10 protein-coding genes are annotated in these 18,525 nt (G+C 70.9%); 8 read left to right on the top strand and 2 right to left on the bottom strand.

Going from position 1 to position 18,525, the window contains the following annotated elements; all coding sequences use genetic code 11:
* Positions 1-132: 132 nt before the first annotated feature.
* Positions 133-954: a phosphatase PAP2 family protein gene (locus tag ABIA33_RS37085; protein ID WP_370088442.1), complete on the bottom strand. Its 822-nt coding sequence runs from the start codon at positions 952-954 to the stop codon at positions 133-135.
* 194 nt (positions 955-1,148) lie between these two features.
* A complete protein-coding gene (gene gabT / locus ABIA33_RS37080; protein ID WP_370088440.1) occupies positions 1,149-2,519 on the bottom strand; it encodes a 4-aminobutyrate--2-oxoglutarate transaminase in 1,371 nt (456 codons plus the stop codon).
* A 602-nt stretch (positions 2,520-3,121) separates the two neighbouring features.
* Between gabT and ABIA33_RS37075 the strand changes: the two genes are divergently transcribed.
* The 8 genes from ABIA33_RS37075 (at position 3,122) to ABIA33_RS37040 (ending at position 18,267) form a co-directional block, all read left to right on the top strand.
* On the top strand, positions 3,122-5,044 hold the full coding sequence (locus ABIA33_RS37075) for an ATP-binding protein (RefSeq protein WP_370088438.1): 1,923 nt from the start codon (positions 3,122-3,124) through the stop codon (positions 5,042-5,044).
* A gap of 130 nt (positions 5,045-5,174) precedes the next feature.
* A complete protein-coding gene (locus ABIA33_RS37070) occupies positions 5,175-6,803 on the top strand; it encodes a PucR family transcriptional regulator (protein ID WP_370088436.1) in 1,629 nt (542 codons plus the stop codon).
* Positions 6,804-6,950: 147 nt separating this feature from the next.
* Positions 6,951-8,396 carry an aldehyde dehydrogenase family protein gene (locus ABIA33_RS37065; protein WP_370088434.1) on the top strand — a complete coding sequence of 482 codons (1,446 nt, stop codon included), beginning with the start codon at positions 6,951-6,953 and terminating at the stop codon, positions 8,394-8,396.
* Between the two features lie 151 nt (positions 8,397-8,547).
* Positions 8,548-10,503: an acyl-CoA dehydrogenase family protein gene (locus ABIA33_RS37060; protein ID WP_370088432.1), complete on the top strand. Its 1,956-nt coding sequence runs from the start codon at positions 8,548-8,550 to the stop codon at positions 10,501-10,503.
* Between the two features lie 166 nt (positions 10,504-10,669).
* Positions 10,670-12,967 (top strand): protease pro-enzyme activation domain-containing protein, encoded by a 2,298-nt coding sequence (locus ABIA33_RS37055; RefSeq protein ID WP_370088430.1) that lies wholly within the window; start codon positions 10,670-10,672, stop codon positions 12,965-12,967.
* Positions 12,968-13,159: 192 nt separating this feature from the next.
* The gene (locus tag ABIA33_RS37050; protein ID WP_370088428.1) at positions 13,160-15,592 is read left to right on the top strand and encodes a protease pro-enzyme activation domain-containing protein; all 2,433 of its coding nucleotides are present in this window, start codon (positions 13,160-13,162) and stop codon (positions 15,590-15,592) included.
* Between the two features lie 126 nt (positions 15,593-15,718).
* Positions 15,719-16,960: a 1-deoxy-D-xylulose-5-phosphate reductoisomerase gene (gene dxr, locus ABIA33_RS37045; protein ID WP_370088426.1), complete on the top strand. Its 1,242-nt coding sequence runs from the start codon at positions 15,719-15,721 to the stop codon at positions 16,958-16,960.
* The gene (locus tag ABIA33_RS37040; protein ID WP_370088424.1) at positions 16,957-18,267 is read left to right on the top strand and encodes an RIP metalloprotease; all 1,311 of its coding nucleotides are present in this window, start codon (positions 16,957-16,959) and stop codon (positions 18,265-18,267) included. The genes dxr and ABIA33_RS37040 overlap by 4 nt, the downstream gene beginning before the upstream one ends.
* Positions 18,268-18,525: the final 258 nt, after the last annotated feature.

The following is an 18,525-nucleotide window of genomic DNA, read 5'->3' as shown; positions in this document are numbered from 1 at the left end:
AGGGGGGACCCTGTGGGAGAGTAGGACGCCGCCGAACAACCATTGACAGTAAGCCCCCTGACCACCGGTCAGGGGGCTTAACTGCGTTCCCCACCAGACCAGAACGGAATCCGGCCCTCAGGCCCCCGGCGGTCAGCGAGAGCGGGGCGACCAGCGGACGAGGGACCAGAGGATCAGCCCGCTGAGGCACCAGCCGGCGACAACGTCGAGGAGCCAGTGGTAGTCGCACCAGATCAGGCACAGGCCAACGCCTGTGCAGGCCATCGCAGTGACGGCGTAGAGGGCTCGGCGAAGGTCGCGGGAGCCGAGGAGCCACGTAGTGGCGAGAAGCCATGCTGCGGTGCCGAGGCAGACGCCGGCCGTGCTGGTGTGGCCGGAAGGGAACCAGCCCCAGTCGCCGGGGCCCACGAGCTGGCCCTCGGGTCCCGGTCGGCCGATGAGGATCTTGCCCGGGATGACGGTGGCGAACAAGGCCGCTCCGGCGAGAACCGCGCCGAGTACAGGCTTCCAGGAACGTGACCGCACGGCCGCCGCGGCAGCAGCCAGGCCGAGCAGGGGGATGGCGACAGCCGAGCTGCCCAGATCCGTCCACCCATTGGCGAGCGTGTCGACGAGCCGGTACGGGTTCGCGGCCACCGCGTGCACTACCTGGGTTCGCGCCCAGCGGTCGATGCCGAGTATCGGGCCGTCGACCAGGACCTGTTCGGTGAGAAGTACGATCAGCGCCAGCAGGGCGATCGGAAACCAGAAGGAGCTGAGAGCGCGAGGAAGCCGCCCCGAAGCAGGGGGGAGAGCCCCGGGGCGGCTGTGGTGATCGCCTGTCCGCGTGGCCCGGGGGGTTTGGGTGCGGCGGACGGTCGATCGGCTGAGGGGGTGCGAGCCGGAGCTCGCTGTGGTGTCCTCGGCGGTGTAACGCCGGTGAGGGTCGGTCACCGGCGGGCGCTGCTTCTCCATCTGTCATGACAGTACGTCACGGAGGCTGCCCTAGTGACCCGCCTCACTCACCCGCCATCAGGTCCGCACATCATCTTCACGCCACGGGGTGCGCGGGATGCGCGACGGCCGGTGGCCGGATCCGAATGTTCGGTCCCAGCCACCGGCCCTCGCCCCGTATGGGCGTGTACTGACGTGGTTGTTCGCGCCGTCGGTCAGATGCCGGCGAACACGCTCTCGAGGATGTCGAGGCCCTCGGCGAGCAGGTGCTCCGGCATGACCAGCGGGGGCAGGAAGCGGAGCACGTTGCCGTAGGTGCCGGCGGTGAGGACCAGCAGGCCCTGGGCGTGGCACGCCTTGGCGAGCGCGGCGGTGACCTCCGGGTTGGGGTCCTTGGTGCCGGGCTTGACCAGCTCGACGGCGATCATGGCCCCGCGTCCACGCACGTCGCCGATGACGTCGAACTTCTCCTGCATGGCGCGCAGGCGGCCGAGCATGGTCTCGCCGATGGCCTGGGCCTTGGCGTTGAGGTCCAGCTCCTTCATGGTCTCGATCGAGCCGAGCGCAGCGGCGCAGGCGACGGGGTTGCCGCCGTAGGTGCCGCCGAGGCCGCCCGCGTGCGCGGCGTCCATGATCTCGGCGCGGCCGGTGACGGCGGCGAGCGGCAGGCCGCCCGCGATGCCCTTCGCGGTGGTGATCAGGTCGGGGACGATGCCCTCGTCGTCACAGGCGAACCACTGGCCGGTGCGGCAGAAACCGGTCTGGATCTCGTCCGCGACGAAGACGATGCCGTTGGCCTTTGCGTACTCGACGATCGCGGGGAGGAAGCCCTTCGCCGGCTCGATGAAGCCGCCCTCGCCCTGGATCGGCTCGATGACGATGGCAGCGACGTTGTCGGCGCCGATCTGCTTGTTGATCATATCGATGACCTGGGCGGCGGCCTCGGTCGCGGCGTTCTCGGGGCCGGTCAGCCAGCGGTAGGGGTACGCGACCGGTACGCGGTAGACCTCGGGCGCGAACGGGCCGAAGCCCTGCTTGTAGGGCATGTTCTTCGCCGTCATGCCCATGGTGAGGTTGGTGCGGCCGTGGTAGCCGTGGTCGAAGACCACGACGGCGGTGCGCTTGGTGTAGGCACGAGCGATCTTCACCGCGTTCTCGACCGCCTCGGCGCCCGAGTTGAACAGCGCGGTGCGCTTGTCGTGGTCACCCGGGGTCAGCTCGTTGAGCTGCTCGGCGACGGCGACGTACCCCTCGTAGGGGGTGACCATGAAGCAGGTGTGGGTGAACGCGGCCAGCTGCTCGGCCGCGCGGTCCACGACGGCCTTGGCGCTGTTGCCGACGTTGGTCACGGCGATGCCCGCGCCGAAGTCGATCAGCGAGTTGCCGTCCACGTCCTCGACCACGCCGCCACCCGCACGGGTGATGTAGACGGGAAGGGTGGTGCCCACGCCGGCCGCGACTGCAGCGAGCTTGCGCGCCTGCAGTTCCTGCGACTTCGGGCCGGGGATCGCGGTGACGAGGCGGCGCTCCTGGGGGAGCGACGGGCCGCCGGGCAGCTGCCCGGCGCTGGACGGAGCAGCGCTCATGAGTGGTCTCCCGTGACGTGGGTGGGGGTGGACGCGGCGACGAGGGCGTCTCCCGGACCGGCGTCCGGAGAACCTCGTACTCTGGCAGGCTACGGCGGGACGAAGGGGGTCGCATACGCCGCAGGGGAGTGGTGCGGGGGTGCGAGTTGTCCTGGCCGGACATCGCACCTGCTTACCTGCGCGCCTCTGCTCGGGATCGCCGCTGTCCACTAGATTGAGAGCTTTGGTGGGCTCGCGCGAGGGAGCGGACTGCTATGTCACTGGGTGGCGCGCGCGAGCGGCGGACCGGGGGGGCGGACATGCCGGAGTCGTACCCGTCGTTCCTCCAGGATGTCGGAGAGAACCCGAGGCGGGCGGCTCCGTCCGCATCCGCAGGTCCGGCCGGGTCGGCAGCGCGGAGTGGGCCGACGCGAGATGAGGCGGGCCAGGCTGCGAGGAACGAAGCGGCGACGCCCCCGGGGCATCTCCCTACCTACACTCAGCAGCGGTCCACAACCGGCTTCGACCTTGTCCGCTGGCTTTCGACGCCTCGTCACACCTCCGCCCCCGGCATCTTCGGCCTCGGCCCTGCTCCCAGGCAGCAGCACGAGCGTGACGACGAGGTGGCAGGCGTCCCCGGCTGGCAGTTGCTGCTGCGGGCACTGCTGAACCTCGTCGTTGCCTGGGAGGTGTTCCACTACCTCGGTTCCCTGGCGATCTTCTGGGTGCCGGCTCTGGTTCAGTCGATGGGCGGCGGTGCGGGACTCCAGGGAGCGGTGTCGCAGGTCGCCTACTACGGTCCGGTCGCCCTTCTGATCGCCTGGTTCTTCGGGCGGATGGGTCGTTGGCCGCTGGTCTGGCGACGCTACGGGCGGCCCCTGGTGCACCGGGCGGCGGGAGTTGCCGAGCGGCGGGCGGTGATCCCGGCGCAGGGCGGCGCGCAAGTGCCCGTCGTCGACCCGTGGCGTGAGTTCCGCAGCCTGGCCGAGCCCGACGGGCTGGTGCTGCTGGACCAGGAGACCGTCGCCGGGCAGGTCAACGACGTCGACCACCAGCGGCTCAACCGGGCTCTGGAGTGCGTGCGCGACTACCCGGACCGGCTGGCCGCGCTGCTCGACGCCGTACGTGACCACGGCTCCGCCGCCTGCGCCCACCCCTCCGGCGCGCGTGACCTGCCGGGCCGCGACGCACGCCACGACCTCCTGCTCCGCCAGGTCCGGCTGGGCGCGGCCGAGGACGTCCCGAAGAATCCCGCCGGCTACCGGGGCGTCGACGTCGCTCTCGACCCGATACTGCTCGGCACCTCGCTGCTCGCCGTCGGACCGTCCGGGACCGGCAAGACCTCGCGGTTGGCGCGTCCGCTCGTCGAGGCGCTGTGCCTGCAGGCGCTCACCGGCACCGCCGTCGTCGTCGCCGTGGGTGCCGCCGACGCCGACCTCGGGCCCGACTCCTGGTACGACGTCGTGATCGCCCCGGGCGATCAGCGCTCGCGCTACGGCCTCGACCTCTACGGCGGGGCCCGTCGTCCGGAGGAGGCTGCCGCCCGGCTCGCCGACGCGCTGCTGCCGCAGGAGTTGGCGCCACGCGCCGAGAGCGCCAGACAGGCCCTGCAGCAGGTCGTCGGTCCCTTCGCCGCGGCCTACGGCCGTCCGCCGGGCGTCCGGGAGTTGTGCCTGCTGCTCCGCGGCGAGCCCGCCATCTGGGCGGCTCTGCGCGAACAGCTCGAGGCCACAGGAGTGCTGACGGAGCACCAGTACGAGCTGGCGCAGCGGGAACGGACGCACGGTCAGGTCGAGGACCCGGGCGCACTGCTCGCGGACCGGCTGGGTCTGCTGGACCGGCCGGTCTTCTCGGGTTGCTTCAACACGGACGTCACCTCGGGCTCGGGCCCTGCGCAGCCGTTGTTCGCCATGCGTGTGCTGGACCACCCGCTGCGGGTACGGGTCGCCCTGCCCGAGCAGAGCCATCCCGAGGCGGCCCGCATCATGGCCCGCCTCGCCGTGGGCCAGTTCCTCCATGCCGCGAGCAGCCGCCAGGACCGCTCGCTGTTCGCCGGGCTCGTCGTGGACGACGCCTCCGCCGTCATCGATCCCCACACCGTGCGCGGGCTGCACCGGCTGCGCGGCGCGCACGCCGGTGCGGTGCTGCTGCTGCGTACGCTCGTCGACCTGCCGGAGGCCCTGCGCGTGCCGCTGTTCGGCGCGGTCGGCGGCAGGATGGCGTTCCCCGGCATCGCTCCCTGGGACGGGAAGCTCTTCGCCGAGACCTGGGGGACGGTGTGGGTGGACGAGCGGGACGTCACCCGCGCCCCGGACACGTCCGGCGGATTCCTCAAGAGGACGTGGCGCGGGGTGCGCACGGTGCTCGAAGGGGAGCGCGCGCAGACCGAGAGCGTCACCACGCGCCAGGTCGAACGCCGCAGGTGGTCGCCTTCCGACCTGGCACAGGTGCTTCCCGGCGGTCATGCAGTGCTGTCCCTGACGGCGGTCGACGGCACGCCCGTGCCTCCGCTGCTGATCGACCTCCGGGGCCGACGCCCCAGCTGATCCTGACCCCCGGCCATCCCGCGCGGCCGACTGCGACGGTAAGGCAGAATCAGAAGAGGTCGTTGTCCCTGGCGGCCAGTGCAGCGCCCGGTCGCAGCGTCGCGCCCGGGGAACGTCCGCCGAAGGTGACATGTCTCCTAAAATCACAGCCTCTAAAGTCGCGGCCCCGAAAATCACAGCCCCCAAGAGCACAGCGGCCCAGAGTTCGGGCGCCCGCAGCTCCACCTCCGCACCACCCACCACGGTCACCCTGTCCGCTCTGGTCGGGATACCCGGGCTGGGGCTCACCGTCCTCGCCGGGGAGCAGCAGCTGGACCGCCCGGTGCGGTGGGTGCACACCAGCGAGCTCGACGACCCGGTCCCCTATCTGGAGGGCGGGGAGCTCCTGCTCACCACGGGCCTCAAGCTCGGTCGGGCCAAGGAGAAGCTGCGCCGCTACGTGCACCGTCTGGCCGACGCGGGCGTGGCCGGGCTCGGCATCGGCGTCGGTCTCTCCTACAGCGAGGTGCCCGCCGCTCTGGTCGAGGCTGCCGCGGAACGCGAACTCCCCCTGCTGGAGGTGCCGCAGCCCACCCCGTTCATCGCCATCAGCAAGGCCGTCACCGCCGCCCTCGCCGCCGAGCAGTACCAGGCCGTCACCACCAGTTTCGAGGCGCAGGAGGAGCTGACCAGGGCCGCTCTCGGGAAGGACGGGACCGGTGCCCTGGTCCGCCGGCTCGCGGCCAGGCTGGGTGGCTGGGCGGCCCTGTACGACGCCTCCGGCGCCGTCGTCGTAGCCGCCCCGGACTGGGCGGCGAAGCGCGCGAACGGTCTTCGCCCCGAAGTGGACCGGCTGCGCAGCCGACCGGCTCCCTCCAGCGCCGCCCTGCAGAACGAGCAGCAGGACCAGGACTACGTCGTCCTGCAGTCCCTGGGCGCGGACCGCCGGGCCCGCGGCTTCCTCGCCGTCGGCACCGAGGACCGGCTCACCCCCACCGAGCGCTACGTCCTCAACGCCGCCGTCGCCCTGCTCACCCTCACCCTGGAGCGCTCGCGCGACCTGCGCCGGGCCGAGGAGCGGATGCGGACCGCACTGCTGCGGCTGATCCTCACCGGCGAGATCGCCATCGCCCGAGAGGTGGCCGGCCCGCTCCTCGGCGGCCTTCCCGAGGGGCCGGTCCGCGTGCTGCTCGCCGAGGGGGAGCCCCTCTCCGACCTCGGCGACCTCGCCGAGCAGTCCGCCACCCGCACGGGCGAACCCCTGCTGCTCGCCCCCGAGGGCAACCGACTCGTCCTGCTCGCGCTGGACGGCGGCGCCGTCCACACGGAGTGTGTCGCCGCAGCCCAGGACCTGGAGGGCGTCTCTCTGGGGATCTCCGCGCCGACCGCTCCCGAGGCCGCGGGCGCCGCTTACGCGCAGGCCGAACGCGCCCTCGCGGTGGCCGTGCGCAGCGGCCGTCGCAGCGTCGACCACGACGAGGTCGGCACCGGCTCCCTGCTGCCCCTCCTCGCCGACGAGGCCGTCCTCGCCTTTGCCGACGGCCTGCTGCGCCCGCTGCGGGAACACGACAAGACCTCCCGGGGAGACCTGGAGGCGAGCCTGCACGCCTGGCTCTCCCACCACGGTCAGTGGGATGCCGCCGCGGCCGACCTGGGCGTCCACCGGCATACGCTCCGCTACCGGATGCGCCGGGTCGAGGAACTGCTGGGCCGTTCGCTCGACGACACCGACGTGCGGATGGAGCTGTGGCTCGCGCTGCGTACCCGCAGCCGCTCCTAGGAGGGTGCTCCCGGCGGTGCCAGTCCGTACTGATCCACCCATTCGACTACTACGCAACGGACAACCTCCGGCCGTGGTGCAGCGCCCTACCGTGGTGTCATACATCCCTTTTCGCACAGTGACGCAGAAGAAAGGCCGGTGACCTCGGTGACCAGCACCTACGCATTCTGGCTGGCCGGTCGGCAGGAGAGCGGGACGGAGTCCTTCGAGGTCCACAACCCGTGGGACAACAGCCTGGTCGGCACGGTCAGCGTCCCGACCGAGGCCCAGGTCGAAGAGGCCGTGGCCGCAGCCGTGGCGGTGCAGGACGAGTTCGCCGCCACTCCTGCCTACGTCCGTGCGGCAGCGCTGGACCACGTCTCCCGCCGGCTGACCGAGCGCGGCGAGGAACTCGCCCGCCTGATCACCGCCGAGAACGGCAAGCCGATCAAGTGGGCGCGTGGCGAGATCGGCCGTGCCGCCTCGGTGTTCCGCTGGGCCGCGGAGGAGGCCCGCCGCTTCAACAGCGGTGAGGGCCAGCGCCTCGACACCGACGCGGGTGGCACCGGTCGCCTCGCGATCACCCGCCGCTTCCCACGCGGCGTCGTCCTGGGCATCGCGCCGTTCAACTTCCCGATGAACCTGGTCGCGCACAAGGTGGCCCCGGCCATCGCGGTCGGCGCGCCGATCATCCTCAAGCCCGCCCCCGCCACCCCCATATCGGCCCTGATCCTGGGCGAGATCCTGGCTGAGACCGACCTTCCGGCCGGTTCCTGGAGCGTCCTCCCGGTCTCCAACGACCGGATGCCGGCCCTGGTCCAGGACAAGCGGCTGCCCGTGATCTCCTTCACCGGCTCCGACAAGGTCGGCTACCAGATCATCGACTCGGTGCCGCGCAAGCACGTCACCCTGGAACTCGGCGGCAACGCCGCAGCCGTCGTCCTCGACGACTGGTCCTCCGAGGCGGACCTGGACTGGGCCGCGAGCCGGATCGCGACCTTCGCCAACTACCAGGGCGGGCAGTCCTGCATCTCGGTGCAGCGCGTCGTCGCCGACACCTCGGTCTACGAGCGTCTGGTGGAGAAGGTCGTCGCCCAGGTCGGAGCGCAGGTCACCGGTGATCCTGCGGATGACGCCGTGGACGTCGGTCCGCTGGTCAACGAGGACGCGGCCAAGCGGGTCGAGTCCTGGGTCGACGAGGCCGTCGCCGCCGGTGCGCAGCTGCTCGCGGGCGGCAAGCGCGACGGTGCGGCGTACGCGCCGACGATCCTCGGGGACGTCCCGGCCCACGTCCGGGTCGCCACCGAGGAGGTCTTCGGACCGGTCCTGACGCTGCACCGCGCAGAGGGCACCGACGCCGCCTTCGCCCAGGTCAACGACTCCAAGTACGGCCTGCAGGTGGGTGTCTTCACGCACGACATCCAGACCGCCTTCCGGGCGCACCGGGAGCTGGAGGTCGGCGGCGTGATCGTCGGCGACGCGCCCTCGTACCGTGCCGACCAGATGCCGTACGGCGGGGTCAAGGACTCCGGCGTCGGGCGTGAGGGGGTCGCCTACGCGATGGGCGACTACACCTACGAGCGGGTGATGGTGCTGACCGGGCTGGCGCTGTAGCCGGATGCCTCCCGATCTGGGAGCGGAGGGGCGGGAGACCGCCTTTCCGCTCCCAGATTTTCGTTTCACCACTGGTGATCTCTTGGTAACGGAGCGTACGGTCGGGTAACACTGGCAGGTAACCCAGGAACCCACCTCGAGGTGATGCTCCATGTCCACCCCCAAGGCTGCTCCGAAGGTCACCGAGCGCGAGGCGCGCCGCGTCGCGGAGGAGGCGCGCGAGCAGGACTGGCGCAAACCCAGCTTCGCGAAGGAGCTGTTCCTCGGTCGATTCCGGCTGGACCTGATCCATCCGCATCCGCTGCCGGACGCCGAGTCGGTGCGGATCGGCGAGGAGTTCCTGGCGCGGCTCGGCGACTTCTGCGAGACGAAGATCGACAGCGCGCTGATCGAGCGCGAGGCGAAGATCCCGGACGAGGTGGTGAAGGGCCTCCAGGAGCTCGGCGTCTTCGGGATGAAGATCGACGTCGAGTACCAGGGCCTGGGACTCACCCAGGTGTACTACAACCGGGCGCTCGCGTTGCTGGGCAGCGTCAGCCCCGCGATCGGCGCCCTGGTCTCCGCACACCAGTCCATCGGCGTACCGCAGCCGCTCAAGATGTTCGGCACCAAGGAGCAGAAGGAACGCTTCCTGCCCCGCTGCGCCCACACCGACATCACCGCCTTCCTGCTGACCGAGCCGGACGTGGGCAGCGACCCGGCCCGGCTCGCCACCGCCGCCGTGCCGACCGAGGACGGAGCGGCGTACGTCCTGGACGGCGTGAAGCTGTGGACCACCAACGGCGTGGTCGCCGACCTGCTGGTGGTGATGGCGCGAGTGCCGAGGTCCGACGGGCACAAGGGCGGGATCAGCGCCTTCGTGGTGGAGGCCGGCTCGCCGGGGATCACCGTGGAGAACCGCAATGCCTTCATGGGGCTGCGCGGGCTCGAGAACGGCGTGACCCGCTTCCACCAGGTCCGGGTGCCGGCCGAGAACCTGATCGGCGCGGAGGGGGCGGGGCTGAAGATCGCCCTGAGCACCCTCAACACCGGGCGGCTGTCGCTGCCCGCTTCGTGCGCAGGTGCGGGCAAGTGGTGCCTGAAGATCGCCCGGGAGTGGTCGGCGGCGCGCGAGCAGTGGGGCAAGTCCATCGCCGAGCACGAGGCGGTGGCACAGAAGATCTCATTCATCGCCGCGACCGCGTTCGCGCTTGAGGCCGTGCTCGACCTGTCCAGCCAGATGGCGGACGAGGACCGCAACGACATCCGGATCGAGGCGGCGCTCGCCAAGCTCTACGGCTCCGAGATGGGCTGGCGGATCGCCGACGAGCTGGTCCAGATCCGCGGCGGCCGCGGGTACGAGACAGCGGCCTCGCTGGAGGCCCGAGGAGAGCGGGCGGTGCCGGCCGAGCAAGTCCTGCGGGACATGCGGATCAACCGGATCTTCGAGGGGTCGACCGAGATCATGCACCTGCTGATCGCGCGGGAGGCGGTGGACGCGCACCTCAAGGTGGCGGGCGACCTCATCGAGCCGGAGGCCGATCTGAAGCGCAAGGGTCGCGCGGCGGCGCGCGCGGGGGTCTTCTACGCCGGGTGGCTGCCGAAGCTCGCCACCGGAGCGGGCCAACTGCCGACGTCCTACCGGGAGTTCCACCCGGACGGGCACGCTGACCTGTCCGGTCACCTGCGTTTCGTCGAGCGCGGCGCGCGTAAGCTCGCCCGCTCCACCTTCTACGCGATGTCCCGCTGGCAGGGCCGGATGGAGACCAAACAGGGGTTCCTCGGGCGGATCGTGGACATCGGTGCGGAGCTGTTCGCGATGAGCGCGGTCTGTGTACGGGCGGAGATGCTCCGGACCGGAGCGGGCGCCGACGGGGAGGCCGGGCGGTCGGCGTACGAGCTGGCGGACCTGTTCTGCCGCCAGGCGCGGATCCGGGTGGACGAGCTCTTCGGCCGGCTCTGGAACAACACCGACGACCTGGACCGGGCCGTGGCCCGACGGGTCGTGGGCGGTCGCTACACCTGGTTGGAACAGGGGATTCTGGACCCGTCGGGGGAGGGGCCGTGGATCGCCGACTCGACGCCGGGCCCGTCCCAGCGGGAGAACGTGCACCGGCCGCTCGGGTGACCCGGCAGCGCTGACGCTCGCTCAGTCCTGGCCGGTTCGGGGGAGTCCGGGGTCGCGCGCCGGTCGGTACGATTTCGACCGACGCGCGACACTAGTCCGGAACCTGGGGAGCCGAACGGCTTCGTGATCGTTTCCCCCGGTTCCGCCGGAGCAGAACGGGCACCCCGTGAGCTATCCGCCGTACGGTCAGGACCCCCGGCGTCCCCAGGACAACCCTCCTCCGACCCCCGGCCGGGGGGACCCGCTGCCGGGATACGGGCCTCCGCCGAGCCCGTACGGCCCGCCGAGAAACCCCTACCCGGGGCCCAATCCGTACCGAGGGCAACCAGCACCGCCGCCGCCACCCCCGCCGCCGCCACCGCCTCCACCACCGCCTCCGCCGGGCGGTGGGCACGGCGGCGGTCCACGGCGTCGAAAGCCCGCGCGCCGGGGTCGACTTGTCGCCGTCGCCGCAGCCCTGGTCCTCGTCGTCGCCGGCGCCGTCGTACTCGCGAACAGGGGAGGAGGCACGAAGCGGACGACGTCCAGCGACGGGCTCAGCACGAGCAGTCAGGGCGGGTCCTCGTGGGTCGCTCCGAACTGGGCGACCAAGGCCCACGACATCGGTCCGGCCGACCCGAAGACGGTGGTGACCGGCACCGTCTACTTCGCGAAGGCGAACCAGGTGACCCTCGACCAGTACGCCGCCTCGGTCGGTACGCCCGGAAGCCCGGACTACCACCACTTCCTGAGCGTCGATCAGTTCCACGCCCGCTTCGTGAACCACGCCAACGCCAGTGCGGCAGTCACCCAGTGGGTGCAGCAGGCTGGCATGCAGATCCTCTCCCAGGACACCGAGTCGATCGTGGTCTCCACGACGGTCGCGAAGGTGGAACAGACTCTGAACATCAAGATCGACCGCTTCCGTCACCAGGGCCGGGTGGACCTGTCCCCGACCTCGCCACCGCAGTACCCCGGCAACGTCGGTGACTACGTCGCGAGCGTGACCGGTCTGACCACCTCCAGCCCCGTCAACCAGCCGCCCGTTCCCAAGGCGGGAAAGAACAGCAGAAGCGGCGCCGGGAGCGCAGGCCTGCTCCACCCGCACGCCGCGACCGCGGGCGGAACGCTCGCCTGCAGCAGCTACTTCGGGCAGAACCCGGCCACGAGCTATCCCCCTGCTCCCGGCCAGAGCTCCACCCCGCCGATGGCGGTCTGCGGCTACAACCCCTCCCAACTGCGCCGCGCCTACGGGGTGGAGGCGAGCGGGCTCACCGGCAAGGGGGTGACCATCGCCATCGTGGACGCCTACGCCTCGCCGACCATCGTGTCCGATCTCGCCGTGTACGACCGGCAGGCGGGCCTCCCCCCGGTCCAGTTGCAGCAGGTGGTCCCGGCGTCGTTCGACTCGCGGGCCACGGCATCCGACGCGGCGGGCTGGTACGGCGAGGAGACCCTCGACATCGAGGCCGCGCACACGATCGCCCCGGACGCCAAGATCATCTACTATGCGGCTCGCTCGCCCGACGGCGCCGATCTCGAAGCCCCGCTGCACACCGTCGTGGAGCAGCACTCCGCCGACATCGTCAGCGGTTCCTGGGGCATGGACGAGAACGCCGGTGACCAGGCCAACCTCGCCGCGGAGACGCAGATCTTCGAACAGGGCGCGGCGGAGGGCATCACCTTCGACTTCTCGACCGGGGACAACGGCGACTTCACCGCCGGCGACAACCCGACCAGCGCGCCCACCGTCAATGAGCCAGCCGACAACCCCTGGGCCACCGCCGTCGGCGGAACCACCCTCGGCATCGGTCCGAACGGTGAGTACCAGTGGGAGACCGGATGGGGGGAGAAGGCACTACCGCTACGCAACGGCGCCTGGGACACCACCGCCGGAACGTTCGCCGGTGCCGGCGGCGGCGGGACCAGCCGGGTCTTTCCGCAGCCTCCCTACCAGCAGGGCATCGTGCCCGATTCGCTGGCCAGGGCGGTCAACTCCGCGCAGCCGGGACGGGTGCTGCCGGACGTGTCGATGCTCGCCGACTCGACGACCGGGTTCCTGGTCGGCATGAGCAGCGGGACGATCAGCTCGCGGCCGAGCAGCGACGGAAACGGCGTCCAGTTCGTCGAGTCGGGGACGTCCTTCGGCGTGTCGACGATCGGTGGGACGAGCCTGGCGAGCCCGTTGTTCGCGGGGATGGAGGCGCTGGCCGAGGAGGCGTCGGGATCGGCGCTGGGCTTCGCCGATCCGGTCCTCTACAAGCTCTACAACACACCGCAGTTCCACGATGTACTGCCCGCGCCGCAGGCGCTCGGACATGAGCCGTTCCAGGTGACGGGCGATCGGAACGGCAACCCCGTGCTGATGGTGGGGGACGTCGACACCTCACTGAGGACCACTCAGGGATTCGACGACGTCACCGGGATCGGCAGTCCGGCGCCGTCGTTCCTGACCTGGTTCAGGGACCATCCGAACGGCAACTGACGGTGGATCATGTCCCGGCCCCGGCGGACCCTGCCGGAGCCGGGACTCCTCTGCCTCTGTACGATGCCGCACAGGCGTGCGACGGAAGCGTGTGAGCACCGGGGGCCCGTACGCCGCGTCAGAGGTCGCCCGAGCGCGCCCGGCGGATCGATCCAGCTCCCGGCGAATCCATCGACGAGAACAGGTCCCCAGGTGAGTTACCCGCCGTATGGGCAGAACCCCCAGCACCCCCAGCACCCGCAGCACCCGCAGCACCCGCAGCACCCGCAGAATCCTCAACCGCAGCAGCCGGCTAACCCCTATGCCAGACCGCAGCCGCCGCAGCAGCCCAATCCCTATGGCCGGCAGCCTCCGCAGCAGGACCCGTACGGCCGCCCGCCGCAGCCGCAGAATCCCTACGGTCGCCCGCCGCAGCAGCCGCCTCAGCCCAACCCGTACGGCCAGCAGCCTCCGCAGCAGAACCCGTACGCGCGCCCGCAGCAGCCACCGCCGCCCCCGCAGCAGCAGCCGCCCTACGGCGGTCAGCCTCCGTTCGGCGGCGGGCCGGGCGGGCCGGGCGGGCCGGGCGGGCCTGGTGGTCCCGGCGGGCCCGGCGGCATACCCGGCGGTAGTGGCGCCGGGGGCGGCGGCCCGCGCCGGTCCAGGAAGGGCATGCTCATCGCCGTCGGCACCACCCTGGTCCTGGTCGTCGCCGTGACCGCGATCGTGGCCAACTCCGGCAAGAACAAGACGACCGGCACCAGCGGTGGCAGCAGCGACGGTGGCACCACCAGCGCCGCCGGCGGGACCTCGTGGGCTCCGCCGACCTGGGCCGTCCCGGCGAACGACATCGGGCACGCCGATCCCAACACGGTGGTCAGCGGCACCGTCTACTTCGCCAAGTCGCACCCGCAGGACCTGGCCACCTATGCGATGCAGGTCGGCACCCCGGGCGACCCGAAGTACCACAAGTTCCTCTCCCCGTCCGACTTCACCTCGACCTTCAGCAACCACACGGACGCCAGCCAGGCCGTGACCCAGTGGGTCCAGCAGGCGGGGATGAAGGTCCTCTCGCAGACCCCGCAGTCGATCAACGTGTCCACCACCATCGCCAAGGTGGAGGACACCCTCAAGGTCAGGATCGACCGCTACAAGCACAAGGGCCGCGTCGACATCGCCCCGACCTCGCAGCCCCAGTACCCGTCGAACGTCGGCGACTACGTCGCCAGCGTCACCGGTCTGACCACGTCCAGCCCGGTCGACAAGCCGCATCTCCACGTCACCGCCGGCAACCCCAACTGCAGCACCTACTACGGCGAGCGGATGACCAACGCCCCGGCCGGTCCGGGCGGCGGCAGGCCGGCCCAGTTCATGTGCGGCTACACCGCCGCGCAGCTGCGCAGCGCGTACGGGGCGAGCGCCAGCGGGTTCACCGGCAGGGGAGTGACGATCGCGATCGTCGACGCCTTCGCCTCGCCCACGATCGTCCAGGACGTCAACCGCTGGTCCCGCGGGAACGGCCTGCCCGCCTTCACGTCAGGGCAGTTCAGCCAGGTACTCCCGGCTTCGTTCGACGCGTCGAGCACCGCCGACCTGGCCTCGGGCTGGTGGGGCGAGGAGACCCTCGACGTCGAGGCGGTGCACGCCATCGCCCCCGACGCGAAGATCGTCTACTACGCCGCGCGCAAGCCCGACGACTCGGAGTTCTTTACGTGCTTCCAGCAGATCGTCTCCAACCACAGCGCTGACATCGTCACCAACTCCTGGGGCGGCCCCGAGGCCACCGGCGACCCCAACGACATTCCGGCCGGTGAGCAGATCTTCCAGCAGGCCGCGGCCGAGGGCATCAGCTTCAACTTCTCCACCGGCGACGACGGCGACTACACCCACGCCCGTGACAACGCGACCACGTCACCCACCGCGTCGTATCCCTCGGGTGACCCCTGGGTGACCGCGGTCGGCGGCACTACACTCGGCATCGGCGCCCACGGCAACTACCAGTGGGAGACCGGCTGGGGCGACGTCGGCTACCCGCTGAGCGGAAGCACCTGGGACACCGCGAACGGGAAGTTCGCCGGCGGTGGGGGCGGCGGCAACAGCGTCGTCTTCCCCCAGCCGCCCTACCAGAAGGGCGTCGTCCCCGACAGCCTGGCGAACGCGACCAAGGGCACGCCCCAGCGCGAGCAGCCCGACGTCGCGATGCTGGCCGACCCGGCGACCGGCTTCTCCGTCGGCCAGACCATCGGCACCGCACGTGCGGTGCCGACCAGCGAGGGCGGCGTCACCTTCACCATGAGCGGCGGCACGTACACGCTGCAGTCGACCGGCGGCACCAGCCTGGCGTCACCGTTGTTCACCGGCATGGAGGCGCTGGCCGAGCAGGCGTCCGGCACCGGGCTGGGCTTCGCCAACCCGGTGCTCTACCACCTGTACCGCTCGGCCCAGTTCCACGACGTGGTGCCCAACCCCGTCGACGGCCACGAGCCGAGCATCCTCGGCGGGGACCAGAACGGAAACCCGATGCTGGTCGCCATGAACCAGGACTCCTCACTGAAGACCGCCAAGGGGTACGACGACGTCACCGGCCTCGGCAGCCCGACGTCCTCGTTCATCACCTGGTTCAAGCAGCACCCCGACGGCAACTGACCGCGTCGGTCGGAGCGGGATCGGAACGGGATCGGAACGGGAGGGGAGGGGGCGCCCCGGCACTCGTCGGGGCGGCTCTCATCCCCTCGGGGAACGCTGTCGGTCAGGCAGGACACAATGGTCGGTATGGACTCTCTCGCCGATCCGCATCTGCGCTTCGAACCCGTCGTCGCCGACCCCACCGGGCCCCGGGAGCTGGTGATCCTCGGCTCCACCGGCTCCATCGGAACCCAGGCCATCGACGTGGTGCTGCGCAACCCCGACCGCTTCCGCGTGGTGGGTCTGTCCGCCGCCGGCGGCCGGCTGGAGCTGCTGGCCGAGCAGGCGCTGCAGCTCGGCGTGCGCACGGTCGCGGTCGCGCGGGCGGAGGCGGTTCCCGAGCTGCGCGCGATACTCGCCGCGAAGGCGCGGCCCGGTGCGGAGGCGCCGGAGATCCTGGCCGGTCCGGACGCGGCCACCGAGCTGGCCCGGATGGAGTGCCACTCGGTACTGAACGGCATCACCGGATCCATCGGCCTGGCGCCGACACTGGCCGCGTTGGAGGCCGGACGGGTGCTGGTGCTCGCCAACAAGGAGTCGCTGATCGTCGGCGGCCCGCTGGTCAAGGCCGTCGCCAAGCCGGGCCAGATCGTTCCGGTCGACTCCGAGCACACGGCCCTGTTCCAGGGATTGATGGGCGGCACCCGCCGCGAGGTCCGCAAGCTTGTAGTCACCGCCAGCGGCGGCCCCTTCCGCGGCTGGAGCCGGGACCGGCTCGCCGGGGTCACCCGTGAACAGGCGCTGGCCCACCCGAACTGGGACATGGGCCCGGTGATCACCGTCAACTCGGCCACCCTGGTGAACAAGGGGCTGGAGGTGATCGAGGCGCACCTGCTCTACGACATTCCCTTCGAGCAGATCGAGGTCGTGGTTCATCCGCAGTCGATCGTGCACTCGATGGTGGAGTTCACCGACGGCTCCACGATCGCCCAGGCCAGCCCGCCGGACATGCGGATGCCGATCGCGCTCGGCCTCGGCTGGCCGGACCGGGTGCCGGACGCCGCCCCCGGCTGCGACTGGACCAGGGCCGCCAGCTGGGAGTTCTTCCCCCTCGACACCGAGGCATTCCCCTCCGTCGGCCTGGCCCGCGCGGTCGGCGCCCTCGGCGGGACGGCGCCCGCCGTCTTCAACGCCGCCAACGAGGAGTGCGTCGACGCCTTCCTCGACGGTCGGCTGCCGTTCACAGGCATCGTGGATACGGTGGCCAAGGTGGTCGCCGAGCACGGCGCGCCCACCCAGGGAACCTCGCTCACCCTGCCGGACGTCCTGGCAGCGGAGACCTGGGCCCGCGCGACCGCGACGGCATACGTTAGGGAAGGTGGCCGATGACGGCACTCATGACGGTTCTCGGCATCGCCATCTTCGCGATCGGCCTGCTGGTCTCGATCGCCTGGCACGAGCTGGGCCACCTCACCTGGGCCAAGATCTTCAAGATCCGCGTGCCGCAGTACATGGTCGGCTTCGGCCCGACCATCTGGTCGCGGAAGAAGGGCGACACCGAGTACGGGGTCAAGGCCATCCCGCTCGGCGGCTACATCCGCATGATCGGGATGTTCCCGCCCGGGGCGGACGGCAAGATCACCGCTCGCAGCACCTCACCCTGGCGCAGCATGATCGAGGACGCCCGCGCGCAGTCCTACGAGGACCTGCTGCCCGGCGACGACACCAGGCTCTTCTACACCCGCAAGCCCTGGCAGCGGGTCATCGTGATGTTCGCCGGTCCGTTCATGAACCTGATCCTGTCCTTCGGACTGTTCCTGACCCTCTTCATGGGCTTCGGCGTGGTCACTCCCAACCTGACCGTGGCGACCGTCACCGGGTGCGTGGTCAAGCAGACCGACACGGCGGCCGGCGGCAGCACCTGTCCGAAGGGCGCACCGCCGTCTCCGGCGGCGGCGGCCGGCCTCCGGCCCGGCGACACGGTCGTCTCCTTCAACGGGGACAAGATCGGCAGCTACGACCAGTTGCAGGCCGACATCCGCAAGTCGCCCGACAAGACCGTGCCGATCGTCGTGAACCGCAAGGGGCAGCAGCTCACTCTCAGCGCGACCCTGGTGACCAACCAGGTGCTCGCCGAGGACAGCAACGGCAATCCCACCCATGGGACGGTCCAGGCCGGGTTCCTCGGCATCGCCCCACAGCAACCGGTCACCCAGCTGGGCTTCGGCGCCAGCATCGACCGGATGGCCGGCGCGGCCAGGAACGGCCTCAGCTCGATCGCGGCCCTCCCGTCCAAGATCCCCGCGCTCTGGAACTCCGCCTTCGCCGGGGCCCCGCGCACCGCTGACCAGCCCGTCGGCGTGGTCGGCGTCGCCCGCGTGGGCGGTGACGCGTTCGCGACCAAGGCGCCGCTGGTCGACAAGCTGGCGTTCGAGATCGGGCTCCTGGCGGGTCTCAACCTCTCGCTCTTCCTGCTCAACATGCTGCCGCTGCTCCCCCTGGACGGTGGCCATATCGCCGGCGCCCTGTGGGAGTCCTTCCGCCGGCGCACCGCGCGGCTGTTCCGGCGTCCCGACCCGGGCCCCTTCGACGTCGCCAAGCTGATGCCGGTGGCGTACGTGGTCGCGGGCGTGTTCCTCTGCTTCACGGTCCTGGTCATGATCGCTGATGTGGTGAACCCGGTGAAGGTCGGCTGATCCGCGACGAACGGACGAACAGCAGGTTGCGGGGCCGAGCGGATGTGATTCCGCTCGGCCCCGTGGCGTACGGTTGTGCTGGGCGCGCTGGGACCATCTCCAGGCACCCGGACCACCGGGAGATCCGGTCGGACCACCACCTCACCTTGGGGAACTAGCCAGAGATGACCGCGATCTCGCTCGGAATGCCGTCCACGCCGTTGAAGCCGCTTGCTGTGCGGCGGAAGAGTCGTCAGATCATGGTCGGCAGTGTGGCGG

This window comes from Streptacidiphilus sp. MAP12-16, assembly GCF_041262165.1.
GTDB lineage: Bacteria > Actinomycetota > Actinomycetes > Streptomycetales > Streptomycetaceae > Streptacidiphilus.
The sequence above is the reverse complement of the archived record's forward strand: the minus strand, read 5'-3'. Positions and strand labels throughout refer to the sequence as shown.